This is a genomic window from Agrobacterium sp. LAD9, from assembly GCF_003031125.1.
In the GTDB taxonomy this organism is placed as follows: Bacteria; Pseudomonadota; Alphaproteobacteria; order Rhizobiales; family Rhizobiaceae; genus Agrobacterium; species Agrobacterium radiobacter.
Map to the genome: position 1 here is coordinate 1 of NZ_PHGS01000014.1, position 15207 is coordinate 15207.

At 55.6% G+C, this 15207-nt stretch carries 11 protein-coding genes and 1 pseudogene; 3 read left to right on the plus strand and 9 right to left on the minus strand.

Features of this window, described 5'->3' with window-relative positions:
- On the minus strand, window positions 1–315 hold a 315-nt coding region (locus DA915_RS15300; RefSeq protein ID WP_153064563.1), incomplete at its 3' end, for a redoxin domain-containing protein.
- A gap of 244 nt (window positions 316–559) precedes the next feature.
- Here DA915_RS15300 and DA915_RS15305 point away from each other — a divergent pair.
- Together DA915_RS15305 and DA915_RS28695 are read left to right on the plus strand one after the other, a co-directional pair.
- The gene (locus tag DA915_RS15305) at window positions 560–1909 is read left to right on the plus strand and encodes an aminotransferase class I/II-fold pyridoxal phosphate-dependent enzyme (protein WP_107676463.1); all 1350 of its coding nucleotides are present in this window, start codon (window positions 560–562) and stop codon (window positions 1907–1909) included.
- Window positions 1910–2198: 289 nt separating this feature from the next.
- Window positions 2199–2513, plus strand: a complete 315-nt coding sequence (locus DA915_RS28695; RefSeq protein ID WP_153064564.1) for a hypothetical protein — start codon at window positions 2199–2201, stop codon at window positions 2511–2513.
- Between the two features lie 167 nt (window positions 2514–2680).
- Here the strand turns inward: DA915_RS28695 and DA915_RS15310 are convergent, their stop codons facing one another.
- On the minus strand, window positions 2681–3604 hold the full coding sequence (locus tag DA915_RS15310) for a LysR family transcriptional regulator (protein ID WP_192886552.1): 924 nt from the start codon (window positions 3602–3604) through the stop codon (window positions 2681–2683).
- 139 nt (window positions 3605–3743) lie between these two features.
- On the opposite strand from DA915_RS15310, the gene DA915_RS15315 reads away from it, so the two are divergent.
- A complete protein-coding gene (locus DA915_RS15315; protein WP_107676465.1) occupies window positions 3744–4514 on the plus strand; it encodes an isochorismatase family protein in 771 nt (256 codons plus the stop codon).
- Between the two features lie 79 nt (window positions 4515–4593).
- On the opposite strand, the pseudogene DA915_RS29465 reads toward DA915_RS15315, so the two are convergent.
- The 7 genes and pseudogenes from DA915_RS29465 to DA915_RS29245 form a co-directional block, all read right to left on the minus strand.
- Window positions 4594–5600, minus strand: a pseudogene (locus tag DA915_RS29465) (IS5 family transposase).
- A 37-nt stretch (window positions 5601–5637) separates the two neighbouring features.
- The gene (locus DA915_RS15325) at window positions 5638–6810 is read right to left on the minus strand and encodes an OmpP1/FadL family transporter (protein ID WP_107676466.1); all 1173 of its coding nucleotides are present in this window, start codon (window positions 6808–6810) and stop codon (window positions 5638–5640) included.
- A 336-nt stretch (window positions 6811–7146) separates the two neighbouring features.
- The gene (locus DA915_RS15330; RefSeq protein WP_107676467.1) at window positions 7147–8187 is read right to left on the minus strand and encodes a zinc-dependent alcohol dehydrogenase family protein; all 1041 of its coding nucleotides are present in this window, start codon (window positions 8185–8187) and stop codon (window positions 7147–7149) included.
- A 191-nt stretch (window positions 8188–8378) separates the two neighbouring features.
- Window positions 8379–9806 carry an aldehyde dehydrogenase family protein gene (locus DA915_RS15335; protein ID WP_107676468.1) on the minus strand — a complete coding sequence of 476 codons (1428 nt, stop codon included), beginning with the start codon at window positions 9804–9806 and terminating at the stop codon, window positions 8379–8381.
- 153 nt (window positions 9807–9959) lie between these two features.
- Window positions 9960–11540 carry an AMP-binding protein gene (locus tag DA915_RS15340; protein ID WP_107676618.1) on the minus strand — a complete coding sequence of 527 codons (1581 nt, stop codon included), beginning with the start codon at window positions 11538–11540 and terminating at the stop codon, window positions 9960–9962.
- Between the two features lie 241 nt (window positions 11541–11781).
- Window positions 11782–12729 carry an alpha/beta hydrolase gene (locus DA915_RS15345; RefSeq protein WP_192886554.1) on the minus strand — a complete coding sequence of 316 codons (948 nt, stop codon included), beginning with the start codon at window positions 12727–12729 and terminating at the stop codon, window positions 11782–11784.
- Window positions 12726–15179 carry an SDR family NAD(P)-dependent oxidoreductase gene (locus tag DA915_RS29245; RefSeq protein WP_107676470.1) on the minus strand — a complete coding sequence of 818 codons (2454 nt, stop codon included), beginning with the start codon at window positions 15177–15179 and terminating at the stop codon, window positions 12726–12728. Before DA915_RS29245 ends, DA915_RS15345 begins: the two co-directional genes overlap by 4 nt.
- Window positions 15180–15207 lie beyond the last annotated feature (28 nt).

The following is a 15207-nucleotide window of genomic DNA, read 5'->3' on the forward strand; positions in this document are numbered from 1 at the left end:
TGCGACCTTCAGGTCCTTGTCGCCGATCAGCGGATAAGCAACGTTGAAACCGGTCGCGGTGCGAATGTCGTTCTTCCATTTTTCATGGCTTTCGACCGGATCGACCGAAATGCCGATGATCTTCACGCCGCGCTTTTCGAATTCCGGCTGCAGGCCGCCCATCGCGCCAAGTTCCGTCGTGCAGACGGGCGTGAAATTTTTCGGATGCGAAAACAGGACCGCCCAACCGTCACCGATCCAGTCGTGGAACTGCATGACTCCCTGGGTGGTGTCCGCGCCAAAGTCCGGAGCGGCATCATTGATGCGTAATGTCATCGTGAATTCCTCTGTATGTTTAAGATGGTCGCCTGCACGTGTCATCACAGCGGTGTCCGAAACAGTAGAGTCGAAACTAAAAAAGTGAACATATAAACATTCTTTTTATTGTTCGAATTTTAGAAAAACATATTTGTATCGCCGTAAATTTGACCGACACTTCCTCGTGGACAAACGCAGGCGTATGTATTGTGCAAAAAGAAGCGGGCTCGTTGACGCCCCGAGGTGAATTGGAGGACAACAAGTGCAGAAACCCGACTGGCTTATTTTGCAGAATTTGCAGAGCACACCCTCGGCCATCTCAGATATAGTTGTCAGCGCTATTAAAGCGGGCAGCCTAAAGCCCGGAGACAAATTGCCCACTGTCCGGGATACTGCGCGTTGGTTCAATGTCAGCCCAAGCACGATAGCTGGCGCCTGGAGCAAACTCCGTTTAGCAGGATATGTGACTACTCACCGCAGGGGCGGTTCGTACGTGATCGAGCGCACTGGTAGGCTGACTGAAGCTGCAGTCGAGCACGCTCCGACGACATTGATCGATGTTTCTGGCGCCTCCCCCGACCTGAAGCTCCAGCCTGACCTAAGCCTCGCATTGATGGCAGGTCTGCGTGTGCCCAAACTCCACGATACGGATCTGGACTACATCATCGAGCCACTACGACAGAAGATGGCCGAAGAATGGCCTTTCAAGGCGCAAGAGTGGCTTGTGGGAGGGGGAAGCTCAGAAAGTATTCTTCTCTCCGTGGCGGGCCTGACCAGGCCCGGCGATGCTGTGGCCGTAGAGCAGCCGACGTCGCCACGATCGCTGCAGATCCTGCATCGCCTTGGGTCAAACCCGATAGGGGTCTCCTGGGATGACCACGGCCCGAAAGTCTCTGAACTGAAGCGCGCGCTGGATGCCGGAGCAGTCGCGTTTATCTATCAGCCGCGAGATCAGATGCCCCTTGGACTATCGGTCACGGATGCGCGACTTGAGGAGTTGGCCAGCGTGCTGCAGCTATATCCGGACGTCGCGATCATCGAAGACGACCCGCTCGGTCCACTGAGCAGTGGGGCCACGCCAAGTCTGGGCGCCAGATTCGAGCAGCGGACTGTGTTGGTACGTTCGTTCTGTAGAGCCTATGGTTTTGACCTCAGGGCGAGCGTCATCGGCGGCGGCAGGGAACATATGGTCCGTATACGAGAAAGACGGTCTTTCGGCCTCGGAATGACCAGCCGAATTCTTCAGGGTGCCCTTCACCATATGCTTACGGATCCCTCGGCGCGAAGCGAGGTGGAGCAAGCGCGGCGCGAATATGCGAGGCGACGCTCCACACTCCGTCGGGCACTCGATCAGCGCGGGATCAAAGGGCTGATCGGCGGCGACGGCCTCATTCTGTGGGTCCCGGTAAACGACGAAAGGCAAGCTGCGCTTGCCCTGGCAGAAAATCAGATACTGGTGGGGCGCGGCAGCGAGTATTGCGTTCACTCGACTGGTAATCACATAGCAATTGGTCTTGGCGGACTCACACTCGGTGCAGACGACATCGACCAGATCGCCGGCGTCGTAGCCTCTGCCGCCAAAGGACAAGGAAAGATGGTCAGTTGGGATTGAACCCCAAAACTTGTCGCGCAAAAGTGTGCCGCGGTTTTGCGACAACGACATGCGACAAAACAAGAACTTAAAGCGTGGAAAGCGAATCTGAAAGATCACGACACGCTTTAGGCATGATATCGTCCGCTGAAAGCCAAAGCTAAGAGCTATTGCGGAAAGCTGATCATAGCCCCCAAGGCATTGAGCTCGATTCGGCCTATGTCGTTCCCTCGACGTTCGGCACCGACTCCGGAGCGGACGCTGCGTTGGTGCTCATGCAACTTCGTAGCGACCTACGGCGATATTCGCCATGAATGACAACACGGCCATTGAATTGACACGCTATCCGGTCTCACCAAGCTTGGTTTGTCCGTGCCGCGCGACGTTTCTCTCGTCAGATATGATATATCGATATTCCGGTTGTCAGTCATCAACCGACGCCGTTGACGCCTTCGATCAGATCGGCTCGGCCGCTCTGGAATTCCTCTCGGAAGAAAACATAGCCGCAGACGAGCGGATTCGGGTTACGGGACCCACATTCACATTGCAAAAAAATCGACGGCTCCTCCTGACGTTCAAGCCGCTGCCGGCTACGTTTACTCGTGGCGAAAGCTTACTCGAGTGAATGGAAATAGAGGGAAGACGCCGGCAGGGAGTATACGCTGATGTCGGTTACCTGACGATGTTGCGGCCTAAACACTCCCCCGGCGAGCTACGATATCGGATGAGCGGTTCAATCCCGACGCCGTTAATCAAAGGCACACCGCGAACAAAAAACCTTCTCATCGACATTTAGACCGATGAGGTCGGATTTGTTAGAAACGTTGACAATCCAATCGAGAACGCATTCGACATGAACGCAATAAAAGCCCGAACTTTTGGGGAGACGTGCTTCCGAGATGGATACACCACATAAACGGAAAGTTCGGGGGCGGGATAGTCTGGTAGGATGTTGATCAATGATCCTTCCCGCAAGTCACGGTCGACGAGAAATTCCGGCTCCAGGATGATTGTCTGGTGACGGATCGCAGCTGCGCGACAAATCTCTCCACTGGATGCGCAAATTCTCGGCTTGATATCGACTGAAAAGGTTTTGTTGCCGTTAGTGAATTGCCATGATCTATCGGTGGCAGCTCGGCCCGCAGCGGCAGTGAAATGCCTTACAAGGTCGTTTGGATGCTGTGGCATTCCATTGCGTGAAATGTATTGTGGTGAAGCGCATAGAACCTGTTTTATCGTCGCCAGCTTCTTTCGTACCAAATCAGGTGTGTGCCTTTCGCCGATGCGCAGACCCGCGTCGTACCCCTCCCCACCCAAGTCCACAGGCCGATCCGAGAGATCGACATCGAGCGTTACGTTTGGATAGGTGGAGATGAACTCCGACCAGACCGGGGCCAAATAGTAGAGTCCAAAAGATGAGGGGATCGTCAATTTCAGAAGCCCATTGGGGGATTTTGTGTTTCCTGATATCTCACATTCGGCATCCTGCACGATGGCCAGCGCTTCTTTGCAGCGTTCATCGAAGGCCTTGCCTTCCATCGTAAGCGTGACACGGCGCGTCGAACGATGCAGCAATCTCGTGTTTAGACGCTCCTCCAGAGCGGCGACCTGTCGCGATACTGACGGCCGAGACATCTGCAATATCTCGGCCGCGCGCGTAAAACTGCCTTCGGTCGCAACAGTGGAGAACACAGTTAACTCGAGAAATTTATCCATTGTTTTGAAATCCAAACCATTATGGTGCAAATCGCGCATCTAGTTTTGATATATGAGCCTATTGCACTATTCAATCCGAAGGTCTGGTAACAGCGTCAGTCGCCGCTGAACCACTTAATTTAGCAAAAGGATAGCGTATATGTCAGAGTCTTCTTCGCGCGCCGCAGACATCGTCAGCGCAGTAACCGATACGTCGATGCCCAATCGGGTGCCTGCCGGAGAGGCTCGCGCTGCTGGTCGCTTTGTTCACGACAAGCCGACACCGGATAACAGCATCGTGCTGCTCGTCGACCACCAGATCGGCTTAATGGCAGGGGTGCGCGATTTCGCTTCACTTGCCGAATACAAGAGCAATGTAGTTGGGCTTGCTCGTGCGGCGAAGGCACTCGGTATTCCGACGTTGATCACCTCTTCGAATGCCCAATGGCAGAACGGCGACACTCTGCCCGAAATTAAAGAACTGTTCCCCGATCAACCTATTTACCGCCGCACCGGGATAATCAACGCCTATGAGGACCCAACCTTTCGCAAAGCGCTGGAGGATCTGGTCGCGTCGACCGATCGCAAGCACATTATTATTGCCGCGGTGACCATCGGCACCTGCTGCACATTTCCAACACTTTCGATGTTGAACGATGGTTACAAGGTATTTCCAGTGGTAGACGCCTGTGGCGCCTGGAGCCGATATGAGGCGGATGCCGCCATATCACGTATGGCTAATGCTGGAGCGGAACTGGTTACAACCTTCGCGTTGGCTTGCGAACTACAGGCTGATTGGAAGAAGCCCACCGCAAACGCCATGTTGGCGCCGTTCAACCACAATCTGTCGGAATACGGCTTCGTACTTCAAAACTTCTGGAACAATGCAAACCAGCACACGGTACCGGACCCATTTTTCCTCGTGAAGTGAGACCGGAAATGGCAGTTACCGAGCTACCTTGAGTTTATGCTATCAAGCTAAGCGGCCGGTGGCCAATGTTCTGGAAAACTCACGCGACGGATGCGAGGTCCAAACTAAACTTGTGAACCTCGTTCCCTTTGATAAGCACCCGCGAGCTGGTTTCCAAAAGTCGTTGCCAAATCATAAGCGTAACCGGTCTGGGAAACCACCCTGGCGCTATTGGTAGTAGCACATCCATCCACACTCCCGCTAAGTGGGTAAGAACCGAATTTTCCACATTAACCTGGGCGGCGTGGACGAATTTGAGCCAGTATCTGGCCGTTGCGATATGGACCATGCCCATGAAGCTGTTGGCGAGTTGATCGTAGCGGGTGGCAATTGCGCGGTTGATTTTCAACGAACCGAACATGCGCTCGATGCCGTTGCGTTGTTTGTAGAGCACGCGGTCATGTTCAATCTTCACCCGACGGTTTGATCGCCCCGGAATGACAGCCTTGCTGTTGCGGCTCGCCAGGTCCGCGCGGATGGCGTCGGCATCGTAACCCTTGTCCGCCAACAGCGCTTTTGGAGACCGCTCCGGCAAGGCGATCAGGGTGTCAAACGCCTTGCAATCCGCCGCTTCGCCAACCGTCAGGTGGAAGGCGAGTGGCCGTCCTCGGGCATCAGCCAGGCAGTGAAGCTTACTGGTGAACCCGCCCCGCGAGCGGCCAAGAGCTCGTCGATGAGTCCCCCTTTTCCGCCCGCCGCCGAAACATGGGCGCGAACCGTGGTGCTGTCGATGCCGTAGTGGCCGCTGTCGGCCATGATCTCAGCGAGCGTAACCGAAACGGCCTCCCAGACTCCGGCCTTGCTCCAACGCCGAAACCGCCGGTAGATCGTATTCCAGTTGCCGTATTTGGGCGGAACATCACGCCAAGGGGTGCCGCACCGAAACCGCCAAAGTATCCCGTTGACGATAGACCGGTTCTGTTCGGGTCGTCGGCCTCGCCCTCGGTTTGCTGCCTCAATCGGCAGTAAATCCTTCAAAACGCGCCATTCTGCTTCACTCAAATCGCCCCGGCTCAAGCTCGCCTCCAAAAGGAAGCCTTGAATCAAGCCAATCGCCCCGCGTCAACCAATTCGTCCACGCCGCCTAGAATTTCAGGATATAGGAGAGGCCACCGCTGATCGCCCAGTCGGCATCAGCCCTCGCCTCATAAGTCGCGCCCGAGGAGACGTGCTGCGAACCGGCTGTCAGGTATGATACGCCGGCTCCAAGCGAGACGGTACCAAAGTCGCCCTTATATTGAGAGCCGATACCGAGGGTCCATGTATCGGTCGTTATATCGGCGCCCGAGCCGACGCCCTCGTCCCACGTGATGTTTATCGTTCCTGAAAGCTGATCGGTAAACTCGTGACCGACGCCCAGCTGCAGCGTGTATCCGTCCGTATAGTTGAAGACTTTGTGTGCCGTGCCCAGCCCAATCACGTCGTAGCTAAAGTCTCGCAAGACGCTCCAATCCGTCCATGTGGCCGAGCCATAGATAAGCCAGCCAGGCGCTACACCCGTTTGGGCGTAGAGTTTCAGCGATTGCGGCAAGGTTCCCGAGCCGCGAGCAGGAAGAGTGTCAGTTATTCCATCGAGGATGGCAAGTTCCGATGGCGTGTAAGTGCCACTGGCTTCGTGCTCTACCTGTGAGCGATAAAACAGCTGCACACGCAGCGCATAGTCTGGAATGTCGTACCCTATACCGATGCGATAACCGAGTTGTCCGTCGTCTTTCAGGTGAACAGCACCGATCCACGTATTTTCTTTGTAGTCGAACGTCTCCCAAAACAGGCCCCCGATCGCGTACAGGCGGCCTGGACCGGCATTAACCCTTACTGCACATGCGGCACCATACTCATCGGCCGAAAACTTCATCGTCTTCGTCGGGTTGGGAAACGGTTCGCCAAGGGCGGCCGCCGTCGCAAATTCGGCATTCTGCGCCGCTTCACTATAGGTAGCCGCTCCCCCGAAAGGCTGAGTAACGGTGAGCTCACAGCCCAGATTGTCGCTGATCCTTGCACCAATGGATAAACTTGGAATCGCAAAGGAATCCGAGTAGGATTTATCATCGACGGATTGGCCCATAAGCGTTGTATAGTTTCGACTTGGTGAGACGTAGACAACGGACGCTTCGGAACTGAAGCGACTATCATCGAAGAGAACATCGGTGTTAGCCTCTCCGCGGGAGAATCCCCCGGCCCAGGCCGGTAAACCGGAACAGAAAAATGCCACAAGAAGTACGGGGGTCCATCTCGTCCCCGAGAATATAATGTTCATAAGATCGTTCCCACATATATTTTATTCACTGCTGACCGAACAACCGATGATCGGTCGATACGGACATCAGGCGCTTTTTTTCAATTGATATTAGAGCTTGGACGATTGCCCGTGTCGCCATCACCTATCTAGACGAACGCCATCAAACACGGTGCCCATTTATTTGCTGTGGCTTATCCGGACGCCTCCCAACATCGTCGATACAAGAATATGACGAAGTCCTACACCAACAATGGACACAGAGGACAAATTGGGGTCTCAATCGGTCATTCCACGCGCTTGGTTTCGTCCGACCCACCGTCATTGGCTATCCGCGCAAGCCGCAAGACACAAGCTCTAGAAACTCGTCACAACGCCTATACCGATTCCCTCGAACCCGCTCATCCCCATCAACGCCTCAGGCGCTGCACCAAGGCTGAGCGTACGGCCGACAAGTAGCTCCGGTTTCAGTTTTCCCGAAGTGATCATCTCCATCATCGCCTGATAGCGAAAAGCCTGCATGCCGAGGCTCCCGCGAATTTCGAGTTCCTTAAAAATCACCTCATCCATCGGGATCGCGGCTCTTGTGTGATCTCCAAGCATTAAACCGACCTGCACGTGCCGACCGCGTCGGCGCAGGCACGAAATCGAATTGACACAGGTTGTTGGATGGCCAAGCGCGTCGATTGACACATGTGCGCCGCCCTTGGTGATGTCCATGATTGCCTCCGCCACATTCGGGATGTTCGAAGCGTTTATCGTCGCCACGGCACCGAGTTTTTTCGCGTATTGAAGCTTTTCGTCAGTCAGATCAACCGCGATCACATTGGCACCGATCGCGGTTGCGATCATGACCGCCGATAGGCCGACACCACCGCAGCCATGGACGCTAACCCACTCACCGGCAGTAACACGACCCTGGTCGACAACGGCCCTGAAAGACGTCACGAAGCGGCATCCCAGACTGGCGGCAGTCGCCATTTCCATGGTCTCGGGAAGTGAGACGAGGTTGGTGTCGGCAAAATCCAGGGCGACAAATTCGGCAAACGAGCCCCAAGCCGTAAAGCCGGGTTGGAATTGATGCTCGCAAACCTGGTGGTTACCCGATGTACATTCGAAGCAGCGCCCACAACCCGAGGCGAAAGGAACAGTAACACGATCGCCTTCGCGCCAACGGGTGACACGGGATCCGATGGCCGCGACTGTGCCGGCAAGCTCATGCCCAGGTACATGTGGTAGACGAATCCCCGGATCATGGCCCATCCATGCATGCCAGTCGCTGCGGCACAGTCCTGTCGCTTCGAGTTTGACGACCACCCCATCAGGAGGCGGGGTTGGGTCGGGTACGGTTTGGATGAACGGGCTAGCGCCAAATTCCTCATAGACGACGGCTTTCATGCTTCTCTCCGTGGATAAGTTTGCTTCTTCGCTCGTTCAAATGATTGAAGTCATCTCCCCCGATCAGGAAGACTTCTGCTGCTATACGTTTGGTAATTTCCGAAAAATGGAAGCGCTTTCCTCTTAACCGGCAGTCCAACGACTGGTCGGAATTCTGCCAAAGGTATCCTGATTTTCTTGATCAGGAGAGCTTAAGCGTCAGGAAAATGCAGGGTCTTGACCTCTGTGAAATCCTCGAGACCCAACAACCCACCCTCGCGTCCATTGCCGGATTGTCCGTATCCGCCAAATGGGCTGCCATAGCGATGCGGTGCGCCATTTACATGGATCATCCCGGCCCGCAACTGACGCGCGACGCGCTGAACACGGATAGGATCCCCCGACTGGATGTAGGCGGCAAGACCATAGGCGGTGTCATTGGCCATAGCGATCCCTTCCGCTTCGGTTTCGAACGGAGTTATCGTCAGAACCGGACCAAAAATCTCTTCGCGATAAATCCGCATCGACGGTTCTACGTCTGCAAAAACGGTCGGACGAACATAGTGGCCTGTCGCCAAACCGTCAGGCTTTCCGGCACCGCCCGCAACAAGACGCGCGCCGTCCTGCAGGCCCGCCTCAATGAGCGACTGTACCCGTTGCCATTGAGTTTTTGATGAAAGCGGGCCGATGTGTGGACCTTCGAACAATGGGTCTCCGATTGTTTGAGCGTTTGCGGCGTTCGCTGCCACCTCGACCGCTCGACTATAGACGCTCTTTTCGACAAGCATCCGCGTTGGCGCGTCGCAACTTTGGCCGCTATTGTTGAAAAGCTCGAACACCGACGACGCCACTTGTTCTTCGACATTGCAGTCCGCAAAGACCAAGTTGGGATTTTTTCCGCCCAATTCGAGCGTTACACGCTTCACCGTTGCCGCGGCATCGTGCAATACTGCCGTCCCCGCACGTGTCGAGCCTGTGAAGGAGACCATCGAGATGTTCGGGTGACGTGAGATCGCCGCGCCAACGTCCGCGCCATTGCCGTTTACGAGATTGAAAACACCATTGGGGAAACCGGCTTCATCGATCATTTCGGCGTAGAGCATTGCCGACAGCGGCGTCACCTCAGATGGTTTTAGGACGCAGGTGCAGCCCGTCAAAAGCGCTGGAAGAACCTTAAGAGCAATCTGGTTCATCGGCCAATTCCAAGGCGTTATGAGCCCGACAACGCCGATCGCCTCGCGAAAAAGCAAATCTCCGTTGGTAAGCGTCTCCTCCCATTGGAAACGATCCAGTGCATCGAGAAACGCCTGAGCATGTCCAACACCAACGGCTGCCTGTTGTTCACGGCTCATCGTGATCGGGGCCCCTAACTCAACCGATATGATCGACGCCATTTCCTCAAAACGTGACGCGTAAATCTCCTGCAACCGTTCCACCAATCGACGGCGCTCGCCAATCGGCGTGTTGGCCCAACCTGGGAACGCAGTCGTTGCTGCTTTCACAGCACAATCAACGTCTTCAGCCGATCCAAGACTGATCGTTGCAATGACATCGCCGGTCGCAGGGTTTTCGACCGACGCGTCGCGCGGATGAGCGGGATTGGTCCACAGACCGTTGATGTAAAAATTCCTCTTATCCATGCTTCCCTCGTCAATTTCATTCAAGGCCAGCCGCTCGAGCGGACCTTTGCGATCTTGGTATAGTGTTTCAATCCGGACTTTGTTGCTTGACGACCTGCGCCCGCTGTTTTCTCTCCGCAGCCGCCCGCGTGCCAGAAAAGCAACCTCTCAACACTATCTAGCCCGCAAATCTTTGCGGAGTATTTTGCCGGAGGAGGACTTCGGTATCGCGTTGATAAACTCCACGGCACGAATTTTCTTATGCGGTGCGACCTTGGCGGCGATAAAGGTCATCACCTCAGCTTCGGTGAGGGCGGCACCGGTTTGACGGACAACAAAAGCCTTCGGGATCTCTTCGCCGCTGTCGGCATCGATGACGCCGATCACCGCTGCATCTGCAATCTGTGGATGGGTGAGTAGCAGCGCTTCGAGTTCTGCCGGTGGAACCTGGTAGCCCTTGTACTTTATGAGTTCTTTAAGCCGGTCAATAATGTAGACGGCACCTTGGGCATCAACCGTCGCTATATCGCCCGTGTGTAAGTAGCCGTCAGCATCAATCGTGCCTTTGGTGGCGTGCGGGTTGTTAAGGTATCCGAGCATGACGTTCGGTCCCTTCACCCACAGCTCACCAGGCGCACTCATTCCGGTTGCCGGCACTCCAATCTCGGTGCCGGTCTGCGGATCAATCAACCTGTTTACGGTATTGGCGATCGGTAGTCCAACAGAGCTCAGCGGAATGTCGTCACGATCAAACGGTATAGCATGGCTGACCGGACTGAGTTCGCTCATCCCATAACCTTGGCGGACCCGGGCATTAAGCCGCGTGGCGACCGCACGTCCCAGTTCCTCGTCGAGCGCTGCGGCACCGGAGAATACGGTATGAACGCTGGACAAGTCGTATTGGTCGACGGCTGGGTGTTTCGCCAGCACCACGGCGACGGGCGGCGCGATCAGAAGATAAGTGAGACTGTGATCCTGAACGACCCGCAAGAGTTCGAGAACGTCGAACTTAGCCATTGTGACCAACTTGGCGCGCAGCTTAAGCGCTATATTCAGCAGAACCGTCAATCCATAGATATGAAAGAATGGTAGAATCGCAAGCAAGGCGTCGTCCGGCGTTATGCCGAAACGCAGTTCCATTTGCGCAACATTCGCGACGAGATTCCGGTGCGTGAGGATGACGCCTTTCGGCAAGCCCGTTGTGCCAGATGAGTAAGGCAGAACAGCAATATGCGTCGCTGGATCGACAGACAGCGCTGGCGCTCGCTCGCCTTGGCCAAGTAGGGTCTGCAGATTGGCATAGCCCTCGGTCCCGTCTATCACAAAGAGCCGATCGTTTTGAATGTCTGTGCTATCGATGGCGTGCTTAGCCTGGGGCAGGAGCGATGTAACGGTAATAAGGAACTGTGCGCCAGAACTAGATAGCTGCTTGGCGATATCCTCGGCTGTATAGAGGGTGTTGATCGTGGTAGCAGTTCCGCCGGCACGCAAGATACCATGAAAAACCGCCGCGAATTCAGGGATGTTTGGCGAGAGGAGGCCCACCACGTCGCCTGGACGGAGACCACGGGATACAAACGCTCCTGCGATACGATCTATTTGATCGATCAGATCGCTGTATGTAGTAACCGCCCCCGACGAGCCGTTCACCAGTGCAGGACGCCCGAGATCGGCCTCTTCAATGGAACCGAAGAGATAGTCAAAAATGCTCAGTGCGGGAATGTCAACGTCGGGAAACGGCGAGGCGAAGCTCATGTGTCTCTCTTTCATTTTTTTGCGTACGATACGGCACCTCAAGCTTGAGGTGGGCGAGGATGATACTGCTATTGGGATCAACTCGTGCACCGTCTGGGATTCGCATCATCATTAAAGGACGTCGGCGCAGGACTCGGTTGCCGATGTCGGCTCATCTGCGCTGAAGCCGTGCCCATTTGAACCCAGACAGACACCTCATTTGCGACCACCTTGTCCTGCCGACAACGAAGAGTTGTCATGGTTACACGGCGCCCTTTTTTGCGCTTGAAGTGCTCTCGTGGAGCGTTCTGATCGCCTCGATCAAAACATCGCGCGCCTCTCGGGCGCTTGGCACCTGTTCGGCCAGTTCCAACCATCCGTGGATCAAGCCTGGGAAAGGAAGATATGTGGTCGCCACGCCAGCAGCGATGAGCCTCTGGGCGTATTTAACCCCATCGGCTTGCAGAGGGTCGCAACCGGCCGTCGTCACCAATGTCGGCGGCGCTGCTATGGGGTCTGTTGTGATCAACGGAGCAAGCCGCGCATCGATTTGATGTTCGCCCCGATAGGACGCCCAGAAATAATCGATATCACTGCGATCCAGACCTAGTCCTTCGCGGTTCGTGTCCGGGTTGGGGCCAGGAACATCAAGGCCCGGATATATCAGGATCTGCGCGTCGACAGGGCAGCCCGCGCCAGTTCGATGAGCACTGACGGCCGCCGCGAGATTGCCGCCTGCGCTATCGCCACCTATGGCGAGCCAGTGGGCGTCTTTTGCGGCGTGAGCGACGACACGCTCACAGTCTTCGAAAGCTGCTGGAAAGGGGCACTCGGGTGCGAGCCGATAGTCGACGGAGATTACTTGAAGGCGTAGTCTGTCGGCGATTGCGCGGGTGAACCGGTCGTGAGTATCAGGGCTGCCAAGTACCCATCCGCCGCCGTGAAAGTAGACAAGCACATGGCCCGGTCTGGCCTCGCCATCTGGCCGATAGCGCCGTACAGGTACCGAATGCCCGTGAGGGCCAGTTGCGAGCACCTCGTCGGTAATTGTCCCTCGGAAAGACGGCTCATCGCCGCGAAACATCTCCACAAACGCAACGTATTCGCTGCGCTGCTGCTGCGGACTGACGGTGTTTCGATCGGTTGCTACGAGACCAGCAAGCAATGGCTCAAGATCCGACGCTGGTGTTGGTCTTAATGAAGTGCTCATCGTGCAATCCTTTCTGCTGAGTTCGAAACCGAACGGTTGCGTCGTTGGCCGAGTGAAGAAAGCCATCCGAGCGTCGACTCCAGAATGTCCACTATACGGTGGTAGTGTGCGGGAAATAATCGGGCGAGAATGTCTGGGATCTTCGCGCTTGCACCGATCAGAACGCGCCGCCGCCGATGGGCGATGCCAGCGACTATGGCCTGTGCGGCCGTTTCTGCGGTAATGGTAAGGACTTTGTCGAATTCGACATTGGACTTCTCGGCAGCGGCTCGCTCCTCTGAAGTCATCACCGAACCAATACGCGCGCCGAGAGAGATATTCGTCTTGATCCCGCCCGGGTGGACGCAGGTCACACCTATCCCACTGGGTGCAAGCTCGGCACGCAGCGCCTCGGTAAAGCCCCGCAACCCGAATTTGCTCGTCGCATAAGCGACATTGCCTGCAGGGGCAATGAGCCCAAAAACACTCGAGATATTAACGATGTGTGGACTTTGATTGCTCTGAAGAACCGGTAGGAGCGTCCGAACAAGATCGATCGGCGCCAAAAGATTGACGGCCAAAAGCCAATCGAAATCCTCCTTGGACGACTGTTCGAAAGCCCCACTGAGCGCAACGCCTGCATTGTTTACCAATAGGCGGGTGCTGGGGTGATTTTGGCTGAGAGTTTCGCCAAGATTGCGGACCTCCTCGCGATTGGTCAAATCTGCGACATAGGAGGTAAATTCGGAGTGGGGATGGGCAGCTTTAAGTTCCGCAATGGCTGAGTGTAACCCCTCCACGTCTCGGTCGACGAGGACAATATCTGATCCCCTTTCAGCGAGCTGCTTGGCGAGGGCGCGTCCAATGCCACCGGCAGCACCGGTGACGATTGCGGTTCCTGAAAAGTCGAAGTCGGGCATAGAACGGACCTTTCCGTTTGAAGTCACATGTCCAGATTTTCGAGACGCCGTACTAAGGTAGAACTCGAGCGCTGGATCCTTGTCAAAATTGTTTCGGAAAAGCCGCAAATCGAACAGATAGTTCTGATGTAGCCGCCACGGTGTACGGGTTCCCTGCTTCGGAAATGCGGTGATCGCGCGTTGAACATATCCAGAATGCAGGTCAACGAACGGGATAGTACCCGCATTCGCAGGAGGGTGCGGCTTGACATAGTCGAAACCACGCTTGTCAAGATAGGAAATCAACTGCGCAATGCTCTTGCTGACGAGGTCCGCCTTGAGCGTCCAAGAGTTGTTGGTATAGCCGATAACCAAGTTAAAATTGGGAACGTGAGACAGCATCATGCCTTTGTAAACAAGGCTGTCAGGCAGGGACACCGCCCGCCCATCGACAGAGAGAGACATGCCGCCGAGGGGCGCCATTTGCAAACCGGTCGCTGCCACGACGATGTCCGACTCGATAACCTTGCCACTTTTCGTTTCTATGCCGTTGGAGACGAAGCGATTGATGGTGTCGGTGATGATCTCGGCTCTGCCATTTCGGATCGCCTCAAATAGGTCCCCGTCGGGGACTGCGCACACGCGCTGGTCCCAAGGGTTGTAAGGCGGATTGAAATGCTTGCCGACGTCCAGGTATCTGCCAAGTTCACGCTCGGTCTCCTTGTGGATCAGACGCCGTGTAAAGCGCGGGAAGCGACGGGCTGTCTCGTAAGACAAAATATTGGACAGCACGTTCTTCCAGAACATGAGGCGGCTTGTCACAGTGGCTGGAGCCGACACTTTTTCAAGAAACTTTACCAGCGAATCCTCTGCCGGCACAGACACGATGTAGCTCGGTGTGCGCTGCAGCATCGTTACGTGCCGAGCCTTTTTGGCGAGCGTCGGAACTAGCGTTATTGCGGTCGCCCCACTTCCGATCACGGTTACCTGTTTGCCGGTCCAATCAAGATCTTCGGGCCAAGTTTGCGGTGAAACGATCTCGCCGCTGAACGTTTCCTCGCCCTCAAAGTGGGGACGATGTCCTTGATCGTAGCGGTAATAGCCAGCGCAAACCGATAACCACCGGCAACCGATCCGTGTGGTAACAACAGTGCCGTTCCCCTGTGTCATCTCGACGGTCACAATCCATCGGGCGTCGCCGCTCTTCCATTCGGCTGCAAGGACTCGGTGGCCGTAGCGTATTCGCTGGTCAATGCCATATTCCGCTGCGGTCTCACGGAGATATTCCAAGATCGACGGACCATCGGCGATCGCACGGCGATCTTGCCAAGGGCGAAACGAATAGCCGAGTGTAAACATGTCGGAATCTGACCTAATTCCAGGATAACGGAAGAGATCCCAGGTACCCCCCAAGTCGGTGCGGGCCTCGAGCACTGCAAAGGTGCTTTGCGGTCGCTCCCGCATGAGATGACAGGCAGCACCGATTCCAGACAAGCCAGCGCCGACAATCACGACATCGACAAAATCGTCGATGGGCTGGGCAGCGGCAAGCAGTGCGGGCGTATTGGACACGGTCGTTTCCTTTCAAAAGCGTCAAGCG

Bases quoted from the DNA above. Each gene is read 5' to 3' on its own strand.
- DA915_RS28695 (WP_153064564.1), top strand. From the start codon at position 2,199: ATGAATGACAACACGGCCATTGAATTGACACGCTATCCGGTCTCACCA.
- DA915_RS15310 (WP_192886552.1), bottom strand. From the start codon at position 3,604: ATGGATAAATTTCTCGAGTTAACTGTGTTCTCCACTGTTGCGACCGAA.
- DA915_RS15315 (WP_107676465.1), top strand. From the start codon at position 3,744: ATGTCAGAGTCTTCTTCGCGCGCCGCAGACATCGTCAGCGCAGTAACC.
- DA915_RS15325 (WP_107676466.1), bottom strand. From the start codon at position 6,810: ATGAACATTATATTCTCGGGGACGAGATGGACCCCCGTACTTCTTGTG.
- DA915_RS15330 (WP_107676467.1), bottom strand. From the start codon at position 8,187: ATGAAAGCCGTCGTCTATGAGGAATTTGGCGCTAGCCCGTTCATCCAA.
- DA915_RS15335 (WP_107676468.1), bottom strand. From the start codon at position 9,806: ATGGATAAGAGGAATTTTTACATCAACGGTCTGTGGACCAATCCCGCT.
- DA915_RS15340 (WP_107676618.1), bottom strand. From the start codon at position 11,540: ATGAGCTTCGCCTCGCCGTTTCCCGACGTTGACATTCCCGCACTGAGC.
- DA915_RS15345 (WP_192886554.1), bottom strand. From the start codon at position 12,729: ATGAGCACTTCATTAAGACCAACACCAGCGTCGGATCTTGAGCCATTG.